This window comes from Nitrospirota bacterium, assembly GCA_016195565.1.
In the GTDB taxonomy this organism is placed as follows: Bacteria; Nitrospirota; Thermodesulfovibrionia; order Thermodesulfovibrionales; family UBA1546; genus UBA1546.
In genome coordinates this window covers 34,400-59,260 of record JACPZK010000006.1, presented here as the reverse complement: position 1 = coordinate 59,260, position 24,861 = coordinate 34,400, and the positions used below count along the sequence as shown (strand labels likewise).

25 protein-coding genes and 1 tRNA gene are annotated in these 24,861 nt (G+C 44.5%); 24 read left to right on the top strand and 2 right to left on the bottom strand.

The features are described from left to right. Positions 1-3 precede the first annotated feature (3 nt). The 19 genes from HY035_02310 to HY035_02220 all read left to right on the top strand — a co-directional run bounded on the left by HY035_02310 (position 4) and on the right by HY035_02220 (position 20,200). The gene (locus HY035_02310; protein MBI3377223.1) at positions 4-486 is read left to right on the top strand and encodes an acyl-CoA thioesterase; all 483 of its coding nucleotides are present in this window, start codon (positions 4-6) and stop codon (positions 484-486) included. Beyond that, positions 456-1,604 carry a beta-ketoacyl-[acyl-carrier-protein] synthase family protein gene (locus HY035_02305; protein ID MBI3377222.1) on the top strand — a complete coding sequence of 383 codons (1,149 nt, stop codon included), beginning with the start codon at positions 456-458 and terminating at the stop codon, positions 1,602-1,604. Before HY035_02310 ends, HY035_02305 begins: the two co-directional genes overlap by 31 nt. 41 nt (positions 1,605-1,645) lie before the next feature. Further along, positions 1,646-2,272, top strand: a complete 627-nt coding sequence (locus HY035_02300) for a hypothetical protein (GenBank protein ID MBI3377221.1) — start codon at positions 1,646-1,648, stop codon at positions 2,270-2,272. A 2-nt stretch (positions 2,273-2,274) separates the two neighbouring features. Next, positions 2,275-3,546, top strand: a complete 1,272-nt coding sequence (locus HY035_02295) for a cobalamin B12-binding domain-containing protein (protein ID MBI3377220.1) — start codon at positions 2,275-2,277, stop codon at positions 3,544-3,546. Positions 3,547-3,554: 8 nt separating this feature from the next. Continuing rightward, entirely contained in the window at positions 3,555-4,916 is a 1,362-nt protein-coding gene (locus HY035_02290) for a lipid biosynthesis B12-binding/radical SAM protein (protein ID MBI3377219.1), read from the top strand. Further along, positions 4,900-6,084 (top strand): DUF2062 domain-containing protein, encoded by a 1,185-nt coding sequence (locus tag HY035_02285; protein MBI3377218.1) that lies wholly within the window; start codon positions 4,900-4,902, stop codon positions 6,082-6,084. The genes HY035_02290 and HY035_02285 overlap by 17 nt, the downstream gene beginning before the upstream one ends. Continuing rightward, positions 6,071-6,976, top strand: coding sequence for a hypothetical protein (locus HY035_02280; GenBank protein MBI3377217.1), 906 nt, complete (start codon positions 6,071-6,073; stop codon positions 6,974-6,976). Before HY035_02285 ends, HY035_02280 begins: the two co-directional genes overlap by 14 nt. 38 nt (positions 6,977-7,014) lie before the next feature. Then, positions 7,015-7,302 carry an acyl carrier protein gene (locus HY035_02275; protein MBI3377216.1) on the top strand — a complete coding sequence of 96 codons (288 nt, stop codon included), beginning with the start codon at positions 7,015-7,017 and terminating at the stop codon, positions 7,300-7,302. Between the two features lie 49 nt (positions 7,303-7,351). After that, positions 7,352-8,719, top strand: a complete 1,368-nt coding sequence (locus HY035_02270) for a radical SAM protein (GenBank protein ID MBI3377215.1) — start codon at positions 7,352-7,354, stop codon at positions 8,717-8,719. A 206-nt stretch (positions 8,720-8,925) separates the two neighbouring features. After that, positions 8,926-9,849 (top strand): polysaccharide deacetylase family protein, encoded by a 924-nt coding sequence (locus HY035_02265; protein MBI3377214.1) that lies wholly within the window; start codon positions 8,926-8,928, stop codon positions 9,847-9,849. A 16-nt stretch (positions 9,850-9,865) separates the two neighbouring features. Then, positions 9,866-11,035: a beta-ketoacyl-[acyl-carrier-protein] synthase family protein gene (locus HY035_02260; protein ID MBI3377213.1), complete on the top strand. Its 1,170-nt coding sequence runs from the start codon at positions 9,866-9,868 to the stop codon at positions 11,033-11,035. A gap of 3 nt (positions 11,036-11,038) precedes the next feature. Beyond that, the gene (locus HY035_02255; GenBank protein ID MBI3377212.1) at positions 11,039-12,106 is read left to right on the top strand and encodes a beta-ketoacyl synthase chain length factor; all 1,068 of its coding nucleotides are present in this window, start codon (positions 11,039-11,041) and stop codon (positions 12,104-12,106) included. Between the two features lie 139 nt (positions 12,107-12,245). Next, positions 12,246-12,488: an acyl carrier protein gene (locus HY035_02250; protein MBI3377211.1), complete on the top strand. Its 243-nt coding sequence runs from the start codon at positions 12,246-12,248 to the stop codon at positions 12,486-12,488. Between the two features lie 2 nt (positions 12,489-12,490). Next, positions 12,491-13,828: a hypothetical protein gene (locus tag HY035_02245; protein ID MBI3377210.1), complete on the top strand. Its 1,338-nt coding sequence runs from the start codon at positions 12,491-12,493 to the stop codon at positions 13,826-13,828. Continuing rightward, positions 13,825-15,036, top strand: a complete 1,212-nt coding sequence (locus tag HY035_02240; protein MBI3377209.1) for an FAD-dependent oxidoreductase — start codon at positions 13,825-13,827, stop codon at positions 15,034-15,036. Before HY035_02245 ends, HY035_02240 begins: the two co-directional genes overlap by 4 nt. 30 nt (positions 15,037-15,066) lie before the next feature. Beyond that, positions 15,067-16,548: a cobalamin B12-binding domain-containing protein gene (locus tag HY035_02235; GenBank protein MBI3377208.1), complete on the top strand. Its 1,482-nt coding sequence runs from the start codon at positions 15,067-15,069 to the stop codon at positions 16,546-16,548. Between the two features lies 1 nt (position 16,549). After that, positions 16,550-17,992: an acyl--CoA ligase gene (locus HY035_02230; protein MBI3377207.1), complete on the top strand. Its 1,443-nt coding sequence runs from the start codon at positions 16,550-16,552 to the stop codon at positions 17,990-17,992. Next, positions 17,973-19,388 carry a cobalamin B12-binding domain-containing protein gene (locus HY035_02225; protein MBI3377206.1) on the top strand — a complete coding sequence of 472 codons (1,416 nt, stop codon included), beginning with the start codon at positions 17,973-17,975 and terminating at the stop codon, positions 19,386-19,388. The genes HY035_02230 and HY035_02225 overlap by 20 nt, the downstream gene beginning before the upstream one ends. A 44-nt stretch (positions 19,389-19,432) precedes the next feature. Next, positions 19,433-20,200 (top strand): class I SAM-dependent methyltransferase, encoded by a 768-nt coding sequence (locus tag HY035_02220; GenBank protein ID MBI3377205.1) that lies wholly within the window; start codon positions 19,433-19,435, stop codon positions 20,198-20,200. Positions 20,201-20,239: 39 nt separating this feature from the next. On the opposite strand, the gene HY035_02215 is transcribed toward HY035_02220, so the two are convergent. Together HY035_02215 and HY035_02210 are read right to left on the bottom strand one after the other, a co-directional pair. Then, positions 20,240-20,854, bottom strand: a complete 615-nt coding sequence (locus HY035_02215; protein ID MBI3377204.1) for an acyloxyacyl hydrolase — start codon at positions 20,852-20,854, stop codon at positions 20,240-20,242. Positions 20,855-21,400: 546 nt separating this feature from the next. Beyond that, a tRNA-Met gene (locus tag HY035_02210) sits at positions 21,401-21,477 on the bottom strand. A gap of 188 nt (positions 21,478-21,665) precedes the next feature. Between HY035_02210 and HY035_02205 the strand changes: the two genes are divergently transcribed. The 5 genes from HY035_02205 (at position 21,666) to recA (ending at position 24,838) form a co-directional block, all read left to right on the top strand. Further along, positions 21,666-22,085, top strand: a complete 420-nt coding sequence (locus tag HY035_02205; protein MBI3377203.1) for an OsmC family protein — start codon at positions 21,666-21,668, stop codon at positions 22,083-22,085. A gap of 237 nt (positions 22,086-22,322) precedes the next feature. Next, entirely contained in the window at positions 22,323-22,766 is a 444-nt protein-coding gene (locus tag HY035_02200; GenBank protein ID MBI3377202.1) for a phosphatidylglycerophosphatase A, read from the top strand. Continuing rightward, entirely contained in the window at positions 22,748-23,236 is a 489-nt protein-coding gene (locus tag HY035_02195; GenBank protein MBI3377201.1) for a CinA family protein, read from the top strand. Before HY035_02200 ends, HY035_02195 begins: the two co-directional genes overlap by 19 nt. Then, on the top strand, positions 23,227-23,835 hold the full coding sequence (thpR, locus tag HY035_02190) for an RNA 2',3'-cyclic phosphodiesterase (GenBank protein MBI3377200.1): 609 nt from the start codon (positions 23,227-23,229) through the stop codon (positions 23,833-23,835). Before HY035_02195 ends, thpR begins: the two co-directional genes overlap by 10 nt. Beyond that, the gene (recA, locus tag HY035_02185) at positions 23,816-24,838 is read left to right on the top strand and encodes a recombinase RecA (GenBank protein MBI3377199.1); all 1,023 of its coding nucleotides are present in this window, start codon (positions 23,816-23,818) and stop codon (positions 24,836-24,838) included. The genes thpR and recA overlap by 20 nt, the downstream gene beginning before the upstream one ends. Positions 24,839-24,861: the final 23 nt, after the last annotated feature.

Here is a 24,861-nt window from a genome sequence, read left to right as displayed (position 1 = left end):
ACGATGAGACCGAGAAAGAGAAAGTCTTATTTTGAAACAGGCGATGACGCACCTGCCCCTATTGTTGCTGAGCGCCTGAGGCGCGTTCATTTCAGCGAAGCTGATCCTATGGGCATTGTCTGGTACGGAAGGTACCCTTTATACTTTGAAGAAGCTGCTGAGCTGTTGGGTAGGATATGCGGGCTTACATATAAGGAATTCTACGAGACAGGATTGCGCGCCCCGATAGTCGAATTACATATAGATTACTACCGGTCCCTTTTTCTTGACGAGGAGTTTATTGCCAGGGCCTCACTGATCTGGCATGAAGGCGCCAGGCTGAATACGGAATATGGTCTTTACAAAATGGACGGGACCCTTGCTGTGTCAGGATATACTGTGCAATTATTGACCGATGCAAAAACCGGGGAGGCATGCATAGTCTTACCCGCATTACTGGAGAGGTGCCATAACAGGTGGAGAGCAGGCGAATTCCAGAAAACATAATAAAGGTTGTTGCTGTTGCCAGTGACATGATCACACCATATGGCAATGGTACAGATGCCTGCTGGGAAAATATCCTTGCAGGCCGGACAGCTATCTCAAAATTAAGAAGATTTGATGCGAGTGCATTTCAATCAGAATATGCGGCGACTATAGAAGGGCTTGAGTATCTTGGAAAAAACTCATTGGTTGAGCAGATGCTCGTTTCTTTATTCGAGAAGTATAAGGAAGCAATCCCTGATGACGCCAGTCTTATAGTTGCTTCAACAAAAGGTGAGATAGACCTTTTGGAAAAGAAGATACTGAAAGGCCAAAACAATATTCAGGGAAACAGCCAGTCCGTTTTTCTCGAAAAGGTCTCTTCAATTGCAGGCACAAAGGATAAAGGGATGATTATTTCAGCTGCCTGCTCCTCTGCAGCAGCAGCAGTTGCCGGGGCTTGTGCAATGATAAAATGCGGAAGAACGGAATGCGTGCTTGTTATTGCATGTGACAGTGTGACTGAATTTGTCTTTTCAGGTTTTTCTTCACTCATGGCGCTTGATAAGTTTTCAGCTATGCCTTTTGATAAAAACAGAAACGGATTGAGCGTTGGAGAGGCTGCTGCTTTTGTGCTGCTTATGAGCGAAGCGAGGGCCCGCAAGGAAAACAGAGAGATAACAGGTGAGGTGCTCGGATGGGGATTGAGCGATGATGCCAACCATATGACCGGGCCTGCACGCGGCAGCGAGGGATTGATATTAGCTTTAAAAAAAACTCTGTTGTCTGCCGGCGCTGATGATAAAGATATTGGTTTCATCTCTGCCCATGGGACAGGCACGGTTTATAATGACTCGATGGAGATGAGGGCCTTTAAGGCTGTATTCACAGATAAAAAGCCGGTATATTCTATTAAAGGAGGAATAGGCCATACTATGGCTGCTTCCGGTCTTGTTGAGATGATAATTGCGATGCGGGCGCTGAGAGATGGAAAAGTACCTCCTACTGTGAATTTAAAAGAAGCTGACATGGATGCTGAAGGATGGGTTTCAACCAGTGAGCGTTTGATACCTGATAATTCAATCGGTGTTATGACTAATGCTGGTTTTGGCGGAATAAATGCTGCTTTGGTGTTAGGATGATTGCGCTTTGCGGAATAGGATGGATAGATAAAGAGGAGTATATGTGTGTAATGCAAGACATGCGTATTCGTTATAGTGATACAACTTCTTTCGACGGGCTGTCGAGGAATGGGATATTCTCGTATCCTTTCAAGAATTTCGGGCGGCTGGATAATGTTTCGAAGATGGTCTGTTATGCTGCTGCACTTGCGCTGAAGGATGCAGGTGATTCATATTCATCTGACAATAAAAAGGATATGGGAATTATAGGCACGAATACTGACGGTTCTCTTGAATCAGACATTGATTATTTTAAGGACTATCTGGTCAGCGGCAGAAAATTGTCGCGCGGCAATCTCTTTATTTACACGCTTCCAACCAGTCCTCTTGCTGAGGCTGCTATACATTTCGGCCTTCAGGGGCCTTTGTTCTATATGACTTCAGGTCACGAGACTTTGCCGCTCGTGATTAGGACTGCTGAAGATATGCTGCTGCTTAAAGAGAGTCAGTCGGTTGTGGCCGGCATAAACAACAAAGATGAGGCAATGTATTTTGTTTTCAAAAAAAATCCTATACCTGAGAGCCCGGTCTTATGTGACATTTCGAAAGCAATGTCTGTAATAGAAAAAGAAATTAGCCTGCTTGAGATGGCAGAAGAGTTTTTAATGATGCAGAAAGGGAAGTGTTAAAAGTGAAAATAAAACTTATTTATCCAAAATGGCCTAAGTTGAGCAGGCAGACTGAGTTTCATCTCCCTCCGCATGGCCCGGTCTGTTTTGCGGCTGCTGTTCCGGACAACATAGAGCTATCTTTTTGTGATGAGAATGTGCAGGAACCGGACTTTAAAGAAAAGGCCGATCTTGTTGCCATATCCGCTATGCTCACCTGCCAGATACCGAGAGGCTGGGAGATTGCTGACAGGTACAGGGCAGAGGGTATACCTGTCATCTTCGGCGGCATTGGGACAATGCTTCATCATGAAGAAACCATGAAGCACGCTGACTCTGTTTTCCTCGGTGAAGCAGAGGGCCGTTTTGGAGAGGTTATATCAGATCTGCAGAACAAGAAATTAAAGAAGGTCTACAACTACCTGATGGATTTCCCTGATACAAAGCTGATAGGTCCGGCCAGAAGAAGTATTCTGGACCGGGAGTTATATAACTACCGCGGGGTGCAGATGGTCGACCTTATCCACGCTTCCAGAGGGTGCAGGTTCAATTGCTTTCCCTGCTGCACTCCTTTTCTTGGAGGCAGGAAGTTCAGGCCAAGGGACATAAATTCAGTTATAAAAGAACTTGAAGGAATAAATAATAACCGCTTATTTTTTGTGGATAATTCTATGGCGCAGGATGACAACTGGGAGAAGGAATTGTTCCGTGCCCTTATACCGCTTAAGAAAAAATGGATATCTCATCCAATAAAGGATGATGATGAGATACTGGATCTGGCTGTGAAGGCCGGCTGCTGGTATGTATATCAGGCGATATTTGACACCTCTGACCATATAAGAAATCGTGTGAAGCGGCTTCAGGAGCGCGGCATAGGGGTTGAGGGCACGATAATCCTCGGTATGGATAATCACGATGAGGATTATATTAAAAGGCTTGTGGATTTCCTCCTTGAGATAAATCTTGACCTTGCCGAGTTTACCATTCTGACTCCTTTCCCGCACACTCCCATAAGGAAGACACTGGAAGACGAAGGAAGGTTGCTTCACAATGACTGGGTACATTACACAGGCGGAGAGGTGGTCTTTAAGCCGGCACTGATGAGCGTAGATAAACTGCAGGAGATGTATTATTATGCATGGAATACCTTTTACAAAGACTGCAGTCAGGAAGTAAGGATGGCACAGCTTTTTTTAAAGGTGCTCGAAAAGGAAAAGGCAGAAGGCACATATAAGCGGACGAGACTCAGGGGCGATGGCTGGAAGGGGAATAAAAAAGGAGAGAGATCCGAATGAAGATACTCCTGATATCATCTAATATAACCATGTCTCCATACCCTATATATCCGCTCGGCCTGAGTATGATAGCCTCTGCCTTGGCAGGGGCAGGCCATGAGGTGCGCCAGTTTGATTTCCTTCAGCAGAATAATTCCCTCGATGCACTCGCGCAGGAGATTGGGGCATTCGGTCCCGGGCTGATAGGTATTTCGGTCCGGAACATCGATAACGTCAATTTCATGAATGAGCAGTACTACATAGATATCGTGAAGGAAATTGTGAAGAAGGCAAAAGAAGTCTCTGAGGTAAAGGTTATACTCGGTGGTGCAGGCTTTTCACTTGTTCCGGAATTAATATTAAAAGAAACAGGCGCGGACTACGGTATCGTAGGAGAAGGTGAAAGGCTGGCAATAAATTTTGCGGATAATGCTGCTGCGGGGATATATCCTGAGGAAAGACTGATAGGCCCGGAGATAAGGCTTACGGGGGCAGAGATTGTTTCAGCCAGGTATGACGACGAGTTGATGAAGTATTATCTTCATAGCGGAAATATAGCCTCGATACAGACAAAACGCGGATGTACGCAAAAATGTATTTACTGTTCCTATCCTGTTCTGGAGGGAGACAGCATCCGCAAAAGAGAACCGCGTCTGGTTGTCGATGATATCGAATTGCTCAGGGACAAGCACAAGGCAAAATATATTTTCTTTATTGACTCTGTATTCAATGACTCTGAAGGGGCGTATCTGGATGTGATAGAGGAGATGAGAAAGCGAAACATCAATCTTCCCTGGACAGGATTTTTTAAACCAGAGGGCTTGAACGATGAAATCGTAGGGCTGATGAAAGCGACCGGCCTTATTGCTGTTGAAATAGGTTCTGATGCTGCGTGTGATATTACCTTGCGCAAACTCGGCAAGAAATTCTCTTTTCAGGACATTGTAGAATGCAATGATCTGTTCGCCAGATACGAAATAGCAACATCACATTATTTTATGTTCGGCGGCCCCGGTGAGACAAAAGAGACTGTCTATGAAGGTATAGAGAATGTTAAGGGACTCGAAAAATCTGTATCATTCATATTCATGGGAATAAGAATTCTGCCCAATACCTTACTGGCGCAGATAGCATTAAGAGAAAAGCTGCTCTCTCCTGACAACGGTATGCTGAAACCGGTTTACTATATCTCTCCACTGGTTGACAGAAAATGGCTGGAAGATACTCTGACTGAGGCCTTCTCAAAGATCAGGCATTGTATTTTTCCTCCTGATGCTGTGGACAGCAGTCTCAGGATGCTTCATAAACTGGGCTATTCCGGAACAATGTGGGACATGCTGATTCCCGGGGCAAAGGCTAAAAAAAGGGAGCGGCATGCTGCAGGCCAATAACTTTACGGACCATATCTGGTGTGTTGTGCCTGTTTATAACAATGGCGCTACAGTCAGGGACATTGCTTCAGGCTGCCGTTCAATCCTGAAGAATGTGCTGGTAGTTGACGACGGCAGTAATGATGCAGATATTTCAAAACTATTGTCCGGTCTTGATGTTGTTCTGTTGAAACACGATAAAAATATGGGCAAGGGTCGCGCCATATTGACTGCGGCGGAATATATAGACTCGCGCGGCGGAAAGTACATGATAACTATTGACGGAGACGGGCAGCACAAGCCTGAAGATATCAGGAAATTCCTTCCCCTCATCAATGAAGATGATGCCTCTGTTATTATCGGCAGCAGGGATTTCAACACTGAAAACGTTCCGGAAAAAAGCCGGTTCGGAAGAAAATTCGCAAACTTCTGGTTGCGCATTGAAACAGGTGTATATACCGATGATTGTCAGAGCGGGTTCCGTGCCTATCCAATAAAGCATCTCAGGCAGATGAAGTTCAGGGGCTCGCATTATGATTTTGAGGCAGAGGTATTGGCAAGGGCGGTCTGGGCAGGGCTCTGTCTGAGAACAGTACCGATTAGTGTTTACTATCCCAAACCAGAGGAAAGGGTATCGAGTTTCAGGCCTTTTCTGGATAATCTTCGCATCTCGCATACACATGCAATGCTTGTAGGAAGACGCCTCCTCCCTTTCCCTCATAAAAGACTTGTTGTTAAAAAAGGCACTGAACTATCGCTGCTGCGTCACCCCGGAAAGTTCATCAAAATGTCATTAAGGGAAAACGTAACGCCTGGCGGGCTGGCCTCTGCGGCGGCTGTGGGTATTTTCTTCGGTGTGCTGCCTATCTTCTTTTTTCATACGATCGTAATTTTGTATGTAGCCACCCAGCTTAAACTGAATAAAGTTGTTGCGGTCAATGCCCAGCATATCTGCATGCCCCCCTTTGTCCCCGCGCTTTGCATCGAGGTCGGTTATTTCCTCCGCTGGGGCCATTGGCTTTCGGATATATCTTTTGCGACAGTGTTTAAGCAATTCTCTGACAGACTGATAGAATGGTTTCTGGGGTCTCTTATTGTAGCGCCGCTTGCCGCGCTTCTTACGGGCAGCGTTGTGTATTTTGTGGCCTCTGCCTTCAGAAGGCGAAGGGGTCTCAATGAACCCGGGTAAAACAGAGGAAATAAAAAAGAGGGGGAACAGGCTGGGGATGGCGATCTTCAGGGCTGCCCTCAGGTTGTTCGGCCTGTCTGGAGCATACGGCCTGCTGTATTTTGTCGGCCTCTATTATTTGGCGTTTGACCGTTCTGCTGTGGCCTCGAGTATGGCCTATATCAGAAGACGTTTCAGGGGATACGGTTTTTTGCGCCGGATACTGGGAGTGTACCTGATATTTATCAACCAGGGTAAGAATCTCATAGATCGGCACTACCTTATCTCAGGCCTGGGCGGGTTTGACATCGAACTCAACGGATATGATAAACTAAACTCCCTTTTAGGGGAGAGCCGCAAGGGGATCATACTGCTTACCGCTCATGTCGGTAACTGGCAGGTGGCTATGACAGCGCTCGAAAAACTGGGCAGGACGGTTTATTTAGTGATGAGGCCTGAAGAGAACGCCGCAGTTAAGGATGCCCTCAATATCGACAGTGAACAGGGAAGCATCAGGATTATTTCCTCGGAGAATTTTCTTGGAGGAGTTGTTGAGATCATGAGTGTGATTGATCAAGGATGCCTGGTATCCATCATGGGAGACCGCAGCTATGGCCAGAATTTCACGGAAGCAGTTCTTATGGGAGACAGGGTGAAACTGCCTCACGGGGCCTTCAGCATAGCGGCAGCTGCTGAGTGTCCGGTAGTTGTTCTCTGGTCTGCCAGACTTTCCGCGAAAAAATATATCGTAGACGTATCTCATATTATCGGGCCTGTTCAAGGCACAAAGACTGAAAAAAATGAAAAGGTCAGGAACTGCGTTCAGGAGTTTGCGGGTGTGCTTGATAATTATGCTGCGCTGTATCCGTTCCAGTGGTTTGTGTTCGGCGATATATGGGAAGGGAAGAGTTAATACAATAAATTTAAATATCAAATGTAAGGGGTGTGGCGATGGAAGAAAACAAATCAGCAGGATTGGCAAAATTGAGGAAGGATTTAAAGGAGATGCTTGTGAACGACCTGTCACTCGAAGATATTAACCCTGAAGACATCAAAGATGATGAAATTTTATTCGGCGAAGGTCTTGGTCTCGATTCCCTTGACGCTGTTGAGATAGTCGTGCTTCTCCAGCGTAATTTTGGCATTGAGGTGAAGGACATGAATAAGGGAAAGGAAATATTTTATTCCATAGATACCCTTGCGAACCATGTTTATGAGAATACAAAAGGCCGGACTTAAAACATTAACATTCAAGACCTAAGGTTCAGACATGGGTGAGTTTGATCGTATGGAAGAAAATGAAGTGCTAAACGTCATAAGAAATGAACTCTTTTATGGTTCTGCAGATTACACAAAGAGCCAGCCGGACCTGTTTATTCCTCACAGGTTTAAAATACTTGCACCATCACAGGTAGACAGCTTTCTTGAAAAAGTAAAAGAGAGTTTGATAGAAGAAGAAATATTGTTGTATGTCCACCTCCCTTTCTGCTTTTCTGAATGTTTGTTCTGTAATTCTTTCCCTCACAAGACAGATAAGAAAGCTCAAGAGGATTATTTAATTAATTTACTGAAAGAGATTGAACTTTTATCGAAGTATGGACTTTTTAAGGGCAAGAAGGCAAAAGGCATATATCTTGGCGGCGGGACCCCTACATCATTTTCTAACTATGATATTAAGCTTATATTGAATAAGCTCTCATCATGTATAGATTTATCTGAAAACTGTAGTGTTACTTCTGAAGCGCATCCATCCACTTTGTCTGACAAACAAAGAATAAGGGAATTAGGTGATATCGGCATAACCAGATTAAGTATCGGTTGTCAGACCTTTGACCAAAAGGTGCTTCTACTGTGTAACAGGAAAAATACCGAGGGCCAGATTGAAAGGATTGTTAAAGATGTTCAGGACGCTGGTATGTCAATAAACATTGATATGATGACAGGACTTCCCGGGCAGACTATCGAAGGTGTAAAAAAAGATCTTGAGATATTAGGAGGGATACGTCCGGATTCAGTCGAATATATCAGGCATGAAATAGTAAACCCTCTTGTTGTCAAGCTGTATAAGGACAATCCCGGCCTTGTTGTTGACAATGACACGCTTTTTCAAATGGTGTGTATAACACAAGAATGGATGAGCGCAAATGGATATGAGCAAAATGGACGATTCACTGATGATAAACAATGGGGATACAGATATCATTGGTTAAAGGAAATGCCTATCATAGCGCTCGGTTCACGGGCGCGATCGTATACCAAGACGATTTGCTACGACAAGCATGAAGAGCTTTCTGTGTATTCAAATATTATCAGAAAGGAGGGGCTGCCTATCGGCAGGTATATTTCTCTTACGCCAAGAGAGCAAATGTACCGGTCGCTTTTGCTCAACATTCAAGTGAAAAGAGGCCTCGATATAAAGCAGTTCCAGGACAGATTTACTGCGGACCCCCTTGATGTTTTTTCTTCGCTGTTTTCAAGGCTTAGCGAATATGGGTGTCTTAAGCAGGAGGGCGGGGCCATAAACTTGACGAAATATGGCGCTTATTTCGTTGAGGATGTTTGTGATTATATTATTGATGCAGTATTAAAAGAAGAATCAAAATCTCTGGCAAGAACTCCTCATTCAGAAGGGGGGACATCTTCAAGGCTATGTTGACTTGAAAAATCATTTCAACACCGTCAAAGGACCGGACTTAAAACACATAATAAACGAATGTATATTGTTTTTCTATCACAGCTGCTCCTGAATTTCAGTATTCTTATACGCTAAGACAAGTTTATTAAGAAGTATTACTGACAGGATGCGGTTACAATTTAGTGGAAATTTATTTTAAAATTGCCATGTGTATTTGAAAGAATAAAATGAAGAAATTTATAACCTTTGTCATAGCTGTCTTGCTGATATCTTCTTGCAGCAGCCTTGGCAGAAAAGATTCCTCTCAGGAAAAGGGGTTTGTCCCTTTGCTCACCTTTATTTTTGACGACGGGAACGATACGGATTATTCTATTGCAAAAGAGGTATTTAAACAACATAATGCAACAGCAGGTTTTGCAATTACTACAGGCTGGTTAAACACGAAAAATCATCTGAGCATTTCCCAGCTACAGGAACTTCAGAATGATGGTTTCGAGATAATGAGCCATACTGTGTCGCATCCTGACCTTAAAAGCCTTGATGATAAGCAGATCGAATCCGAATTATCTGCATCGAAGGCAGCTCTTGAAGGCTTGGGTATCAAAGTTAAAAACATAGTCTACCCTTATAATAAGAATAACAGTCATGTTAAAGATATTGTGAGCAAATATTACAGGTCTGCAAGGGGAGGACGGAGTATGCTGAACCCTGCAGAATTGGACAGATATGAACTTAAATCCTACTCCTTCAGCCACAATACAAAAAAGATGAAGGCGCTTATCGACATAGCGTTTATTGAGAGGAAATGGCTTATCATCTACCATCATAATATCGATATCAAAGTCAGAGTTTCTCCCGGCAACAGCGGCTCTTTCCTGCCCGGAGAAGAACTCCTATTCAGCCCTTCAGGTGCGAGAGGCAGATACAGCAAAGAGCTTTTTTCATGGCTGTATTATGTCCCTGTATCAGGAACACCTCATACAGGAGACACCATCGCTGGTCAAGCCAGCGGGGCGACCTCTTATCTAATTGAAATACTATACAATGAAATTGAAGAGCTTGGAGAACTCATCGACTATGCGCACTCCAGCTATCCAGATATGAAGATTGTAACAATAGACCAAGGGCTGGACATATATAATATAAAATGAACGAAGGCGAGTTTAAATGAAAAATACCGGCGTCCTGATTACCGGGCTCGGAGTTATATCCGCAGCCGGAACAGGTATTTCAGCGACACTTGATTCATTCAGGCAAAGACAAAGAAATGCCGGGCCTGTCTCGATCTTTAATACCTCTCTGACATGCCCGGTCTTTGAAGTCAAACAAATTCCTGATGAATTTATCATCGGGAAAAACAGGACGCTGAGTCTGGCCTTATGCGCAGTTGATGCAGCGCTTAAAGATGCAGCTCTCGGAGATTTAACCAAACTTCGCGTTGGTGTTTGTATAGGCACAACAGTCGCAAGCCAGCTTAATGATCTTGAATTCTACAAATCTTATCGTGATACCGGCGATGCTCCGATGGAAGTGGCGGACAGATACCTTAAGAGCAATGTCGCTGAATTCATCGCACGCAAGACCAAGGCTCGTGGGCCTGCACTGACCGTGGTTAACGCCTGTTCCTCAGGCACTGACGCTATTGGCGCGGCCTTCTCATGGCTTAAGAACGGTCTTTGCGATATTGCCATAGCAGGCGGAGCAGATGAATTAAATCTGGTCCCTCTTTGCGGTTTCAGTTCCCTTGGTATTGTCAATCAGGGTTTGTGCGCGCCATTTGATCGTGACCGAAAGGGACTGAATTTAGGAGAAGGAGCAGGTGTCCTGATATTGGAAAGAGCAGATTCTGCAAAGTCCAGAAATATATATTCAGATATCTGTGTTATGGGTTATGGAGCATCAGCTGATGCTTATCATCTTACTGCTCCAAAGCCTGATGGCGCAGGGCTTGAGGCTTCTATTATTAAAGCGCTGTCAGAGGCTGGAATAAAACCCTCTGAAATAAGTTTTGTTAATGCACATGGCACGGGAACGACAGATAATGATCTGGTTGAGGGCAAAGTGCTTGGACGGATATTCGGAAATGATATTAAAATGTTATCGACAAAGGGTTTTACAGGACATACTCTTGGAGCAGCAGGAGGGCTTGAGTCGGCTTTTACAGCCGCCGGCCTGCGCGAGGGCTGGATACCTGCGAGCATTGGTTTTAAGAATAAGGACGATTCAATCCCTGTTATGCCTGTGATGAAAGAGACAAAGATTAATGGAAGGTTCGCACTGTCAACATCCCTTGCCTTTGGAGGAAATAACGCAGCGCTTTTATTGGGGAGATTGTAATAAATGAATGTTCATGGCATAGGTATATTATTCAGCGGAGGCAGGGGCATTTTGTCTTTTGAGAATGTGTTGAAAGATGGATGGCAAAGGCCTGCCGAGTATGATATCCCACACATAAATAAAAAAACGCTGGCTTATATAGTAAAGCCTGAGTATATAGAGGACAAGGTCCTGCTAAAAAAGATGCGCAGGGCTGACAAGTTCAGCAAGATGGCTGTTATAGCAGCATCCGATGCAATCAAAGACAGCGGCCTTGATATTGAGAAAAACAGGATAGGCGTAATCCTTTCAACTGCATTTGGCGCTCACCAGACCTCATTTGATTTTCTTGATGATATCATTGATTACGGTGAAGTCGGGGTATCACCGATAACATTTTCAAATTCAGTCCATAACGCTGCTGCATCATATATTGCTTGTGCGCTTGATATAACAGGACCGACACTAACAGTCACCCGGTTTTTCTTCTCTTTTCAGAGTGCGCTTCAGCTTGCGCAGACCTGGATAAATGATAATTGCTGTGACCATGTTCTTGTAGGGGCAGTTGATGTCTGCGGCGAAGTGATGAGATATGTTTTTGATAAAAAATCCGGCAGCTCCGCAGACGGAAAGATAAGACCTTTTAATTTTTCCGCTCCTTCTAATCCTGTCCCTGGCGAAGGGAGTGTTTTTTTCCTGGTCTCAGGCAGATCCGCAGAAAATGCATACTGCCGGATTGCTGATATAGATTTCAACCGCAATCCTGAGAGCTGGGAATTACCTGACATTGACATTATAGATGCAGACGGAATGGTTGATGGAAAAGCATATTTGAAAGCTCTTTCTTTAAAAGTACCTGCTGCTGCTTATTCACCTTTGTTCGGAAGCACGATGACAGGCAGTGCCTTTAACTGCGCAGCAGGAGCGCTGATGATAAAAAAGCAGATGCAGTATGCAACCCCTGTAATTGATAACTCTGAAGGCTTGAATCTGGCTGATGTCAGCAGGCCTGCCAAAATTGATTTAATACGTTCTATCGGATATAATTGCCTTGCTGAAAATGTCATTGTTCATCTACTTAGAAGTACATAAAAAGACAGTATAAAATTCGTCATTCCCGCGAAGGCGGGAATCCATGATTTTCAACATGTTCTGGATTCCCCGGTCAAGCCGGGGAATGACAAAATCTTTGTTTATGGATAGACGTTAAATCGGAAAAGAGAGCAATCATATGACGAAAAATGATGTAGAGGAAAAATTAATAGAGGGTATCTCTGCAATAATGTCCATTGACAGGTCTTCCATGGCTCCTGACATACCCTTTAAAGAACTGGGGCTTGATTCGCTGGGGTTTGTTGAAGTGCTTGTGTTCATAGAGAAGACATTTAAACTTAATCTTGTTGAGCTGGATTTAACGAAAAAGGATTTTGAGACAATAAATTCGCTGGCAACCTTTATCAGCAAAAAGCTTTAATCATGGGTTTTGTGATTCCTTCATCTAAAAACAGAATGTATCTTTCCGGCCAGGACTGGGTGATAAACACTATTGACCATATGATGAAATCCATTACCTGTGCAGGCAACATGTCCCAGATAGTTCTTGTGCTGGATTCCATGCTTGACGAAAGACTCTTACGGCAGCGGCTTGGTGTTTTTGTGAGAGAGTTCCCCGCGCTTCATGGAAGTGTAAAGCGTGATTTCAATCTTACCCCATACTGGCGAATTCCGGAAAAGATCGCTGCTGATCTGGATCTTAGTGTTTATACTCTGAAAGAAGATGCATCAGGTAATGATATCCTCTCTTTGCTCGGAAAGGCTGCAAACCGGCCTTTTAAAAAAGAGAATGAACATCTTGCATTCCATCTAATTCAGAACGGGAAAAAAGAGAGCCTCTTTGCAATGACTTTTGATCACCGCTTGTTCGATGCGCGCGGAGCAGAGGCATTTCTCGAACTTTTTTTAGAGTATTCATCAGGGAAAGAGATTGCCGATATTTTGAAAGGTATCCGCCTGACAACTCCCGCAGACCTTTCTGACTGGATGAATAAATTCTATGCAGGCAGAAACGTTAACCGCAAGATGCTTTCTTTATCCATGCCCCTCTTTGACACATTACCTCTCCCACAGGGAAACGAAAGAGGGTTTAAATTTAACCTTGTCTCATTTAACATTAATGATACAAAAAATATCTATGATAAGGCGTACAGCGAGGCAGGATATTTAATGGAGATGCCATACCTGCTTTCTGTTGTCATGCAGGCAGTGCATGAGCTTTTCAAAGAGAGGGGTATAGATGCTGACAATTACATGGCACCTGTAACGATAGATATGAGGACGAGCGATGATATAAGGGAGGAATTGCTTCTGAACCATGTTTCATATCTTTTTTTTAAAGTCCCGGCGGAAGATGCAGGTGAACTTAAAAATATAATGAAATCTGTGAAGCTCCAGATGTTTGAACAGGTGAAGGCCAAACTGCCTAAAGACCTTGCTGATGCGAGCGCATTGCTTCGCATAGCGTCCCTTTCTTTTTTGGGGAAAGTGCTTTATCTGCATTTCAGGGGAAAAGCCGCATCTTTCCTTTTTTCATATCTTGGCAAGAGGCCGAATGAGATATCTGAATTCATGGGAAGGAGAATAAAAAACCTTTTCCATACACCGCGTGTCCCTGTCCCGCCAGGGCTCGGTTTCTTTTTCAATTATTTTAATGGCAGGCTGAACTTTGTTATCTCTTATCTCGACGGGCTGTTGTCGGATGAGGAGCTCCTTATGCTTACAACAACTGTAAAGGAGAAACTGGAGGCCTCTGTTTGATCAAGACACATGCTGATGTCCTTGTTGCAGGCGGCGGAGTTTCCGGTGTGGCTGCAGCTGTGGCAGCTGCGCGGCAGGGAGCGCGTACATGTCTTGTCGAGGGAGCAGGTTTTTTGGGGGGTATCGGCTATTCTGGATTGCTTAGGCATATCTGCGGCCTTTATCTCAATGGAGACACTATGCCTGTTGAAACGATTAATAAAGGAATAGCAGAGGAGGTAGTCTCTTTATTGAATAAACTCTATCCAGATAATAAAGTGAAGAAAATAGGGAGGGTCTATGTCCTGCCTTACTCAAGGGAAGACCTCAGGTCTGTTTTTGATTCACTGTTAAATGCAGAATCTAAACTGCAGGTCCTTTCAAATACAACTGTTGTATTAGTAAAAATAACAGATGAAGAAATAACGGGCATCACAGTTGAAAATTCCGAAGGCAAATATGACATTGTTCCCGGTGTGGTCATAGATTGCACAGGCAACGGAGAGGTCTCTACGCTGGCTGGAGCAGACTTCGATATATCATTGCCTGAAGAACTTCAGCTTGCAGGATATGTGCTGCGCATTAAGGGAATCAAGGACTACGATGAAACCCTGCAGATAAAGGTGCCTTTTTATCTGGCTGAAGCATCTGAAAAAAAAGTGCTTTCTTTTTATCTGAGATTTTCAACTCTCTCTCCCGGAGATGCTCCGGATGAAGGATATCTGAAAATAAGCGTGGTTGTTGCTGATGGTCCTGAAGGCAGGCAAAGAGCAATAACGGATGCATTGTCCGTGCACAGATATCTGGCGGACAGACTTGAACAGTTTAAAGACTCTTATATTGCCGGGACCTCTCAGGCAGTAATGCAGAGGGAAGGCAGGAGGATAAGGGGTGAATATACACTCACGGAAGACGACATCCTTAGTGCGAGGAAATTCTCTGATGGCATTGTGAAAAACTCATGGCCTATTGAGATATGGGACAGAAATAAAGGGACGATCTACAAATATGTTCCAAAAGACGATTACTATGAAATACCCATTGGTTGTTTGAAGGTGAAGGGTTTTAAAAACCTGTTATGCGCAGGCCGGTGCATATCAGTTTCTCGCGAGGCGCTCGGGTCCACAAGGGTGATGGGCACATGTATATCTCTCGGAGAGCAGGCGGGTATGGCAGCAGCCAATAAGATCAAGCATGGAAATTACCTTTTATCAGAGAATAAAATATAAATACATCTATAAATGGAGGCTTTGCCGGATATGAAGCAGAAGCAGTCAGATGAAAAGAACATACCACGATTGAAGACAAAGGGGCCTCTTCGCATTCTTCTTGTGAAGCCTCATCCGTATCTTACTGTTGCCAAAAGGCTGAACGAATTTCTCCACCTTGAGCCTCTTGAACTTGAGATCGTTGCAGGCGGTATACCGGCAGAAGACTCTGTTTCGATATATGACATGACATTGGGAAAAAAGCCGATGGAAGTTTTCCACAAAAGACTGGATGAGATCAAGCCGGATATCGTAGGCTTTACCGGATACAGCAATCAGTCTGCAAGGGTGAAGGAACTGGCACAACTTGTGAAGAAGAAATACCCTTCTACAATAGTTGTTGTAGGTGGAATTCATGCAATAATAGCTCCTGCTGATTATGCAGTGGATGATATAGATATTATAGTCAGGGGTGAAGGAGGCACAACCTTCAGGGAGATTATTAGAAGATTAAAAGCCGGTGAAACACCTTATTTTGGATACGTTTCGCTCTCAAGGCTGGATAAGGATTTTCAGGAAAAAGCAGCTGCCAAACCGCCGACTTATCCGCAGGTTGAGGAGATTCCTCTTCCCCGTAGGGATCTTGTAGAGCGGTCGAGATATTTTGCTGTCTGGACTTCAGCGCCTGATGGAAAGCTGGATACCATATTCCCGCGTATGGCATCTGTCAGGACTTCGTACGGCTGTAAATTTAATTGTGCCTTCTGCGTGGTACATCACATAATGGGGCGGAAGTATCTTGAGAGAAATCCTGAAGATGTTGTGAACGAGATAGCAAATATTCAGGAAGAGCATATATATTTTGTTGATGACGAGACGTTTCTGAATGAAAAGAGGATGACAAAGGTCGCACAGCTGCTTATAGAGAGAGGGATTAAAAAGAAGTTTGTGAGCTGGGCAAGGGCTGACACGATAGTAAGGCATCCTGATATGTTCAGGCTCTGGAAAAAGGCAGGACTTGAAATGGTCTATGTCGGGCTCGAGGCTATGGATGAAACCCGCCTGAAAAATTACAAGAAACTCACCTCTGTTGAAACCAACAAAAAAGCGGTATCAACGCTTCAGGAGATAGGGCTAACACTTCATGCCAGTCTTATGGTAGACCCTTCATTTTCTGTAGAGGATTTCAGGAGCGTGGAAAAAACGATAATGGACATCGGGCCTGCTGAGGTATCTTTTACTGTTTTCTCGCCATCACCCGGTACTGAGCTGTGGCATAAGCATAAAGAGGAATTTATCTGCGACCCTTATCTCTTCTATGACTGCATGCATACACTGCTGCCTACGAAACTTGATATCAGGAGGTTCTACGCGCATTTTGCCCGTCTCTACAGGCTTGCATGGTCCACAAATCCTCTGAGAGTGAATAAGGTGAAGACGCCTTTTCATGAAGTGATAAGGGCGATAGTAAACGGCACAAAATATATCTTTGCCCTTCGTGCAATTCACAGGGATTACTACGATAAAAGGTGATATGAACATCTTCGATACAATTAGAAAGGAGACCCGGGACTTTGCCGATAAAACAGCGGTGATTGAAGACAATCAGGTGATTTCATATTCGAAGCTTTTCTCCTGCGCTGATATCACAGCGTCTTCTCTCAGGGAAAAAGGTGTGGGCCAATTCCACCGGGTGGGTCTCTTGTGCGGCGACTCAATTGACTATCTGACAACGAGCATGGCAGTCCTCTCTTTGTCCGCGGTGATCGTCCCCATATCTCCTGAACAGTCTGATAATGAGATAAGAGATATCATTGACAGGATCGCTCTTGATTATCTGATATTCGAAAAGGGGACGTTTGAGGAGGAAGGTTCGGAGAATCTTTTGTCAGGGGGACTGCTAAAAAAAGAATTGAAGATAATTAAGAGAGACATCCCTGAACTGGACAACAGCGAATATTATAAATTAAATCCCGCATTCATCCGTTTCAGCTCCGGCACTACAGGTGCAAGCAAAGGAGTGGTGCTTTCGCATGAGGCGATAATCGAAAGGACAGACGCTGCAGATAAGGGGCTTAAAATAACTTCTGGAGATACAGTGCTTTGGGTGCTTTCGATGAGTTTCCATTTTGTGGTGACAATACTCCTTTTTCTGCGAAGAGGCGCAACTATTGTATTATGCAGTCAGCGTTTTCCTGAGGCATTGATAGAAGGCATCACAGAACATAAAGGTACATTTATCTACGCCTCGCCTTTTCACTATAATCTCCTGGCACGTTCTGACCTCCTTTCCACTGAGTCGCTCAGTAATGTACGTCTGGCAGTTTCGACTGCCATGAAACTCCCTGACGCAATAGCAGAGCAGTTTTCTGAAAAATTCGGGTTTGAACTGAGTGAGGCATACGGCATCATTGAGGTGGGATTGCCGTTCATGAATCTTAATGCAGACAAAAAAAACAGGGGGTCTGTAGGCAGGCCGCTTCCAGATTATGAGATAAAGATATTTAAAAAGGGCTCTGACGGAGTTGGTGAAATATACATAAAAGGAAAGGGAATGCTTAATGCCTATTTTTCACCATGGAAGAACGGGAAGAGTATCTTGAAAGAAGGCTGGTTTAAAACAGGAGACCTCGGCAGGATTGATGATAATGGCAATCTGACCATTGTCGGGAGGGAAAAGGATGTCATTAATTTCGCTGGCATGAAGGTCTTTGCATTTGAGGTGGAATCCGTACTTAACGAATACCCGCTCATAAAAGAGTCAATGGTTTACGGTGTATCCCACCCACAGTACGGACAACTGCCTGTAGCGAAGCTTGTTTTGAAGAATAGTCGCAGCAGCATTGACCTGAATGCTTTGCGCAGGTTCTGCTATCATAGAATGTCTCAATATAAAGTGCCCAAGGATTTTCAAATTGTGGATGCATTGCCAAAAACAGCAAGCGGAAAGGTAAAGCGTGAAAATACTTCTCATTAATCCTTTCGGTTCTAACTGGGTAGAAGGCCGCAGGGATGACACTGAAACCGCTGTGCGTCTCGCTCCGATGGGCATACTCTTTGTGGCATCCTATCTTATAAAAAAAGGATTTGATGCTGATATTTACAACTGCCGCGGAAGGGCTGACAAGGGGACTGCTGATCTTATAAACAAAGTCATTTCCCTGAAGCCCGATATTATCGGCTTTACATCCACAACATCAAGCTTCCCGGGCGCATACCAATTGGTAAAAGAGATCAAGAAGGTCCTTTCGGATGTGAAGATCGTTTTCGGCGGAGTCCATGTTTCAGCATTAAGAGAGAAGATACTTGAAAGTTTTCCTCTAATCGATTTTCTTGTGACAGGCGAAGGAGAGCTCGCCATGACTGAACTGGCGGATGGAAAAGATCCAGCTGCAATACAGGGTATGATCTCACGCGGTGCTCAGGGCATCCAATCCTGCGGGTTCAGGACTGAACTTTGTGAACTTGATGACCTTCCATTTCCAACATACAGCAAACTTGAAGGGTTTCCGAAATATTTTGAACCTCCTCTTTTCAATTATCCCAGGTCCCCAAGCGCCTCAATGATCTCCAGTAGAGGCTGTCTTTATCAGTGTTCCTACTGCGACCGGTCTGTCTTTCGCAGGAGTTTCAGGTTTAATTCTGCTGAATATCTCTATGAGCACATGGCCCTTCTCAAGAAGGACTTCAAGGTAAGACACATTTTCTTCTATGACGATCTCTTTACCTTTAACCGGAAAAGGGTGGAGGAGTTTTGCGGGCTGCTCCGAAAAAAGCCTTTGCACATGACATTCAATTGTGCGGTAAGGGTAGGGCATGCAGACGACGCACTCCTTCAGACGCTTAAGGCCGCCGGCGGATGGATGGTGAGTATAGGGATGGAATCCGGAGACCATGGATTGCTTGAAAGGCATAAAGCAAAGGTGACACTGAATGAGATCAGGGACACGGTCAGGCGGATAAAGAAAAACGGCATGAGGGCCAAGGGTCTCTTTATGATGGGGCTTCCGGGCGAGACCGAGCAGACCATAAAAAGAACAACTGATTTTATCGAAGAACTCAGGCTTGATGATATGAACATTACCAAGTTCACGCCCTTTCCCGGCTCTCCTGCCTATAAGACGATCCATGAAGAGGGGACTTTCGATGAGAAATGGGAATTAATGAACTGTATGAATTTTGTCTTTATTCCTAAGGGAATAGAATCCAAAGAGAAAATGGAGAAACTTCACAGGCAGGCCATTAAGAGATTTTACACAGGAAAGAACTGGATGAAGAAATTCTGGCCTTTGATGTTTAAATGTCCAGACAGCACATTCAGGATTATAAAGAACCTTCCAACGTTTTTGAGGATAAGAAACCAGTTCGAATAAGAGCTGAAATGAAACTTAAACAGAAACTAAAAAAGGAGGGATAGATGGATCCAGCCCATTTGCACAATCGTACTGACCCTGAGCTTCTCGAAGCAAACCGCCGGTTTTACGATCCGCTGTGGACAGACGCGCATTTGATCGAACCCGAGCGCTTCAACACCTGGCCGCTCGTATGCTCACTTGTCTCTCCGTCGGATAAGCAGCTTGAAGTAGCACCCGGCCTGAGGCCCAGGCTCCCTCTCAAAGATACATACTTCGTGGATAGCAGCGAGCCGGCAATTGCCAAACTGCGCGCACGTGGAGCAAACGCAGTTTCTGGCCTCGTGTCCTCGCTTCCGTTTTCTGATGGCATGTTTGATCTCGTCTGCGCCCTCGACATTGTAGAGCATGTTGACGATGATGATGGTGCGTTATCCGAGTTGTCACGTGTGGCTGCTCCCGGCGCAGCATTTCTCCTCTCAGTACCGCTTCACACATCGCAGTGGACGGCATTCGATGACTTCGTAGGGCACCGGCGCCGTTACGAACCAGAGCGCCTGCTCGCCAAGCTCAAGGAGCACGGCTACACTGTGGAGCAGAGCGCTATTTATGGGATGAAGCCGAAATCGTCGCGCCTGCTCGATATCGGGATGTGGTTCCTCACACATCGGCGCAAGAAGGCGATGTGGTGGTATAGCCATGTATTTATGTCGCTGGGATTGCGCTTTCAGAAGAAGCTTGCACTCTTCCCCCGGATGATCGACACCGAGTTGGTGAGTGAGGTACTGCTCGTCTGCCGGAAAGACGGAAAAGCTGCGGAAAGATGTATGTGAATACAGCCTTCGAGAAATTAGATTAAAAAGGGGAGTGCATTAGCGGAAGAAAGAGATGCCGAAAAGTATTTTGCTCGAATTCAGAGGTCCGTTGGGCGTTGCGGTTCCGGCGTTAGAGATATGATGAAACCGGTAGCTGAAATCCAGACTGGTATTCTTCCTGAAAAAATAATGGAACCCCGTTCCGACCTGATGGGTGCCGTTGAGCTTTCTTCCGAGTTCAGGCACGTTGAGGTCTGTGTATACTAACCCGCCTCCCCCAAAGATGTAAGGGGTAAGCGTTTTCGAGGCCGTAAAGGTCCAGCATGCAAGAAAAGTGATGCCGACCATCGGCGTTGTTTCAGGGCTGACAACATAATGCAGGGGCAGTTCAACGATTATCTCATGCCTTCCGCGATACCATGATTTACCGACTTCTTCAGATAAAAAGTGCCCGTAGCTCAATATGAGCTCCGCTGTTTCTACCTTCGTTTCCGTGGCGCCGAGTCCCGGGTGAGTGACTCCATAACCGGTTGAAACAGTCCAGTGCCCCTTTGCTTTGTCTACTCCAAGCTCCTGTTCTCCTGCGAAGGCCGGTGAAGTAACAAGGAAAAGCAGTAGAGCGAAGGCTGCAAAGAAAAATCCTTTAAGGTTCGTTTTTTTCGAAAATCGCATTGTATTCGTTTTCTCCATGGTTTTGATAATCCTGAAAAAACATTTAACCACAGAGTTCACAGCCAAAAGTAAGCGCTTCTAAGCGAGAACGCATAGGAAACTGTTGGCGTGATCAACTGCTGTTTTTGAGATAATAGATTATAGCTTAACGCTGAAAAATATTCCCAATCCTGAAGAGGAATTTCCAATATCAGGAATTATTCTTTTTGTCTCATAATGAGTAACGTGCGTTCTTGCCATATTGACAAGCCGTTGCCATATTGATAGCCTACCGGTGTGAACCAGTCAAAGTGTATAGTCGGGAAGAGGTCCAGTCTGAAAAATGGTGAGCGGGCAGATAATCGCATATCTCAAGTTGCTGCATGCCGTCTACAACTTCACGATGATGGTCCTTTTTCTTAGTCAGGGCAGACTCGGGCGAACTTCTCAAATACTATTATCATTTCCTCGTTGGTTTCGCCATAGCCTCTTTGATAATCACGACGTTTGTTGTTTCGAAGCGAATTATGGTCTTAGTTCTATTTTTGAAGGCTATGGATTTATAGTTGGTGGCGGGGAGAGGATTTGAACCTCTGACCTTCGGGTTATGAGCCCGACGAGCTACCGGACTGCTCCACCCCGCGATTTAGATGTGAAAGGCAAGTGGATATATCGTAACTTATGGATACATTTATTGTCAAATATGCGGGTGTAATAGACAGCCTCTCTGTCTATGAGCTGAAAAATATGCCTCATCAAAGACAACTCGCTTGACAAACCTTCATGCCTCTGATTTAATGATTTATCTAATCAATTTTCTCTGGAGGAAACGATGCTTGAAGCAAAGGTAACTTATGTAGATGGTCTCCAATTTGTCGGCGAGGCGGCATCAGGACATACAATAGTTATGGATGGTGATAAGGAGGTCGGAGGAAGAAATACCGGCGCCAGACCGATGGAACTGCTTCTGATAGGGCTTGGCGGATGTTCAGGGATGGATATTGTCTCTATACTTAAAAAGAAGAAACAGGAAATAAACGGGGTTGAGATTAAGGTTAAAGGAGAAAAGGCTGAAAACTATCCGAAGAAGTTCACTGACATAGATATGGAGTTTATAGTGAGAGGCAGAAATGTCTCTGAGGGTGCAGTAAAAAGGGCTGTTGAGCTTTCGATGGAAAAATACTGTTCTGTTAAAGCGACGCTTGAAGGCTCTGCAAAAGTAACATGGAGCTATAAAATAATAGAAGAGTAAAAAAAGGAGTCAGTTGATGCAGTTGCTGAACACTTTTCGCTTTCTGCAGAGAATTTTTGACAAATCTATGGCTCGTTACAGGCAATTTCAAAACTCGCCTTTTCGCCTCAACGAATCAGACGAGTCTGACAGGCTCAAACAGTTGAAATTGCTTATCTTCCACTTCGCCGAGATTTATTACCAAAAATTCTCTGATGCCGCTCAAAGCATTCAGCAACAGGTCAACTTACCTATTAAATGACTTTTTTAAAGTACATAGCTACCCTTGGTTTTATCGGCTATCTGCCTTTTGCTCCGGGTACGTTCGGAACTCTGGCAGCGCTTGTATTTATGGTTATCCTTAAGCCGTCTCTGCCTCTGCACATAGGACTGACTGTTTTTTTTATAATCGCAGGCATTGTGTCGTCAGGCAGGGCAGAAGAACTTTTCAGACAGAAAGATTCGCGCCATATAGTGATTGATGAATTTGCAGGCTATATGGCATCCCTGTTATTTTTGCCTCTTAGCTGGGGCTATGTAATAGCTGCGTTTGTTTTATTCAGATTCTTTGATATACTCAAACCGCCTCCGCTGAGAAGGCTTGAATATGTTTTCAAAGGCGGTCTTGGGATAATGGCAGATGACATAGGCGCTGCGGTGTATACGAATCTGGTGTTACAGTTATGGAAACTCCTGAATTAGAATTAATCAGAAAATTACACGGGATTTTTAAGTCAAAGAAACTCACGCTTTCTCTTGCTGAATCCTGCACTGCCGGTTTTATAAGCTCTCTGATTGCTCATCTGCCAGGCGCATCAGATTTTTTTGATTCAGCAGTTGTATGTTACTCGCCGATATCAAAAGAAAAACTTTTAGGCGTCAAAAAATCAATTTTAAAAAGATACGGAGCTGTCAGTGAGCAGACAGCTAAGGCGATGGCAGAAAGTGTGAGGCTTAAGGCAAAAACTGATTTTGCGCTCTCAATTACAGGCAACCTCGGCCCAGAACCCATAGAGGATAAAAAGACAGGATTGGTTTTTATTGCCGTATCTTTTGCAGGCGGGATTGAATCGAAAGGGATGATCTTTGAAGGCTCAAGAGATGAAATAAAACTGTCTGCTTCTGCTGCCGCATTAGAGTTCCTTTATGGAGTTGTATCTGTATGGGGTTAAGGTGTTTTATATCACTGGAATTGCCGGAGGAACTTAAGAAAAACATTTATAGTTGCATAGAAAAACTGAAGGCAGCGGGGGCGGATGTAAAGTGGATTCCGCCTGAGAACCTCCACCTGACCCTGAAATTTTTAGGAGATACGACTGAAGAACTACTGAAAAGTATAAATGAAAGACTGCTTTCTCTGTCTAAATCACATGATAGATTTTCTCTTCAGATATCGGGCGCGGGCGCATTCCCGAATGTAAAATATCCAAGGGTTATATGGCTTGGCGTGCATGATACAGAAGAAATAATAAAACTACAGCATGACGTAGATGCATCAATGGCAGGACTTGGCTTCGAAAAAGATGACAAGCAGTTCACGCCGCATCTTACTGTTGGAAGGATGAAATCTTTAAAAAACATGGGTCTGCTGATAAAAGAACTTGCTACACTAAAGGAAGTGGATTTTGGTAAGATAGAGGTTATCAATATAACACTGATGAAGAGCGAACTTAAGCCGGGCGGAGCAGAGCATTTTAAACTGAGCGAGATTTCTATCGGAAAGGTAAAGATAGATTTCAAAAGGAGGCATGATGAGCAAGGAAGTGAGTAAGGACGTTACGAGTAAGGATAAGATTAAGGCACTTGAGATGGCGATTTCTCAGATAGAAAAGAATTTTGGCAAGGGCGCGATAATGAGGCTTGGCGCAGGAGAGGTCGCGGAAGGAATTCAGGTTATACCTACAGGCTCAATTGCGCTTGATATAGCAACCGGCGTAGGAGGATACCCGAGAGGAAGGGTTGTAGAGATATATGGACCGGAGTCGTCCGGCAAAACAACACTTGCCCTTAATGCAATTGCACAGACCCAGCAGGCCGGCGGCACTGCTGCTTTTATTGATGCTGAACATGCGCTGGATACAAATTATGCAAAAAAACTCGGCGTAAAGATTGAAGACCTCCTTATATCTCAGCCTGATACAGGCGAGCAGGCGCTTGAGGTTACCGAGGCGCTGGTAAGGAGCGGAGCAGTTGATATTGTTGTCATAGATTCTGTAGCGGCCCTTGTGCCAAAGGCAGAGATAGAAGGTGATATGGGCGATGCACAGATGGGACTGCAGGCAAGGCTCATGAGCCAGGCATTAAGAAAGCTTACAGCGGCAATCTCAAAGTCTCTGACTACAGTTATATTTATAAACCAGCTACGAATGAAAATAGGGGTAATGTTCGGAAATCCTGAGACAACCACAGGCGGGAATGCATTGAAGTTTTATTCATCCATGAGGCTTGATATAAGAAAAATAGACAGCATAAAGGAGAATCAGGAAGCCATAGGCGGAAGGGTGAGGGTCAAGGTTGTGAAGAACAAGGTTGCGCCGCCATTCAAACAGGCAGAATTTGATATATACTTCAACGAGGGAATATCAAGGGCAGGAGAACTTGTGGATATCGGAGTTGAAAAGGGAATCGTCGAAAAATCAGGCGCATGGTACAGTTACAGCGGTAACAGGATCGGGCAGGGAAGGGAGAACGTCAAGGAATTTCTGAAAAATAATCCTGACGCTGCAAAAGAGATAGAGACTAAAATCATGGATGCCATTAATGCGAGGAAGTAAGCATGAGTGTCAGCTTAAGTTCG

What these genes read in the sequence shown, in the direction of transcription:
- HY035_02235 (MBI3377208.1), top strand. Translation starts at nt 15,067, where the DNA reads ATGAAGCAGAAGCAGTCAGATGAAAAGAACATACCACGATTGAAGACA.
- HY035_02260 (MBI3377213.1), top strand. Translation starts at nt 9,866, where the DNA reads ATGAAAAATACCGGCGTCCTGATTACCGGGCTCGGAGTTATATCCGCA.
- HY035_02245 (MBI3377210.1), top strand. Translation starts at nt 12,491, where the DNA reads ATGGGTTTTGTGATTCCTTCATCTAAAAACAGAATGTATCTTTCCGGC.
- HY035_02220 (MBI3377205.1), top strand. Translation starts at nt 19,433, where the DNA reads ATGGATCCAGCCCATTTGCACAATCGTACTGACCCTGAGCTTCTCGAA.
- recA (MBI3377199.1), top strand. Translation starts at nt 23,816, where the DNA reads ATGAGCAAGGAAGTGAGTAAGGACGTTACGAGTAAGGATAAGATTAAG.
- HY035_02230 (MBI3377207.1), top strand. Translation starts at nt 16,550, where the DNA reads ATGAACATCTTCGATACAATTAGAAAGGAGACCCGGGACTTTGCCGAT.
- HY035_02300 (MBI3377221.1), top strand. Translation starts at nt 1,646, where the DNA reads ATGTGTGTAATGCAAGACATGCGTATTCGTTATAGTGATACAACTTCT.
- HY035_02250 (MBI3377211.1), top strand. Translation starts at nt 12,246, where the DNA reads ATGACGAAAAATGATGTAGAGGAAAAATTAATAGAGGGTATCTCTGCA.
- HY035_02215 (MBI3377204.1), bottom strand. Translation starts at nt 20,854, where the DNA reads ATGCGATTTTCGAAAAAAACGAACCTTAAAGGATTTTTCTTTGCAGCC.
- thpR (MBI3377200.1), top strand. Translation starts at nt 23,227, where the DNA reads ATGGGGTTAAGGTGTTTTATATCACTGGAATTGCCGGAGGAACTTAAG.
- HY035_02265 (MBI3377214.1), top strand. Translation starts at nt 8,926, where the DNA reads ATGAAGAAATTTATAACCTTTGTCATAGCTGTCTTGCTGATATCTTCT.
- HY035_02275 (MBI3377216.1), top strand. Translation starts at nt 7,015, where the DNA reads ATGGAAGAAAACAAATCAGCAGGATTGGCAAAATTGAGGAAGGATTTA.
- HY035_02200 (MBI3377202.1), top strand. Translation starts at nt 22,323, where the DNA reads ATGACTTTTTTAAAGTACATAGCTACCCTTGGTTTTATCGGCTATCTG.
- HY035_02310 (MBI3377223.1), top strand. Translation starts at nt 4, where the DNA reads ATGAGACCGAGAAAGAGAAAGTCTTATTTTGAAACAGGCGATGACGCA.
- HY035_02280 (MBI3377217.1), top strand. Translation starts at nt 6,071, where the DNA reads ATGAACCCGGGTAAAACAGAGGAAATAAAAAAGAGGGGGAACAGGCTG.
- HY035_02285 (MBI3377218.1), top strand. Translation starts at nt 4,900, where the DNA reads ATGCTGCAGGCCAATAACTTTACGGACCATATCTGGTGTGTTGTGCCT.
- HY035_02270 (MBI3377215.1), top strand. Translation starts at nt 7,352, where the DNA reads ATGGAAGAAAATGAAGTGCTAAACGTCATAAGAAATGAACTCTTTTAT.
- HY035_02205 (MBI3377203.1), top strand. Translation starts at nt 21,666, where the DNA reads ATGCTTGAAGCAAAGGTAACTTATGTAGATGGTCTCCAATTTGTCGGC.
- HY035_02195 (MBI3377201.1), top strand. Translation starts at nt 22,748, where the DNA reads ATGGAAACTCCTGAATTAGAATTAATCAGAAAATTACACGGGATTTTT.
- HY035_02255 (MBI3377212.1), top strand. Translation starts at nt 11,039, where the DNA reads ATGAATGTTCATGGCATAGGTATATTATTCAGCGGAGGCAGGGGCATT.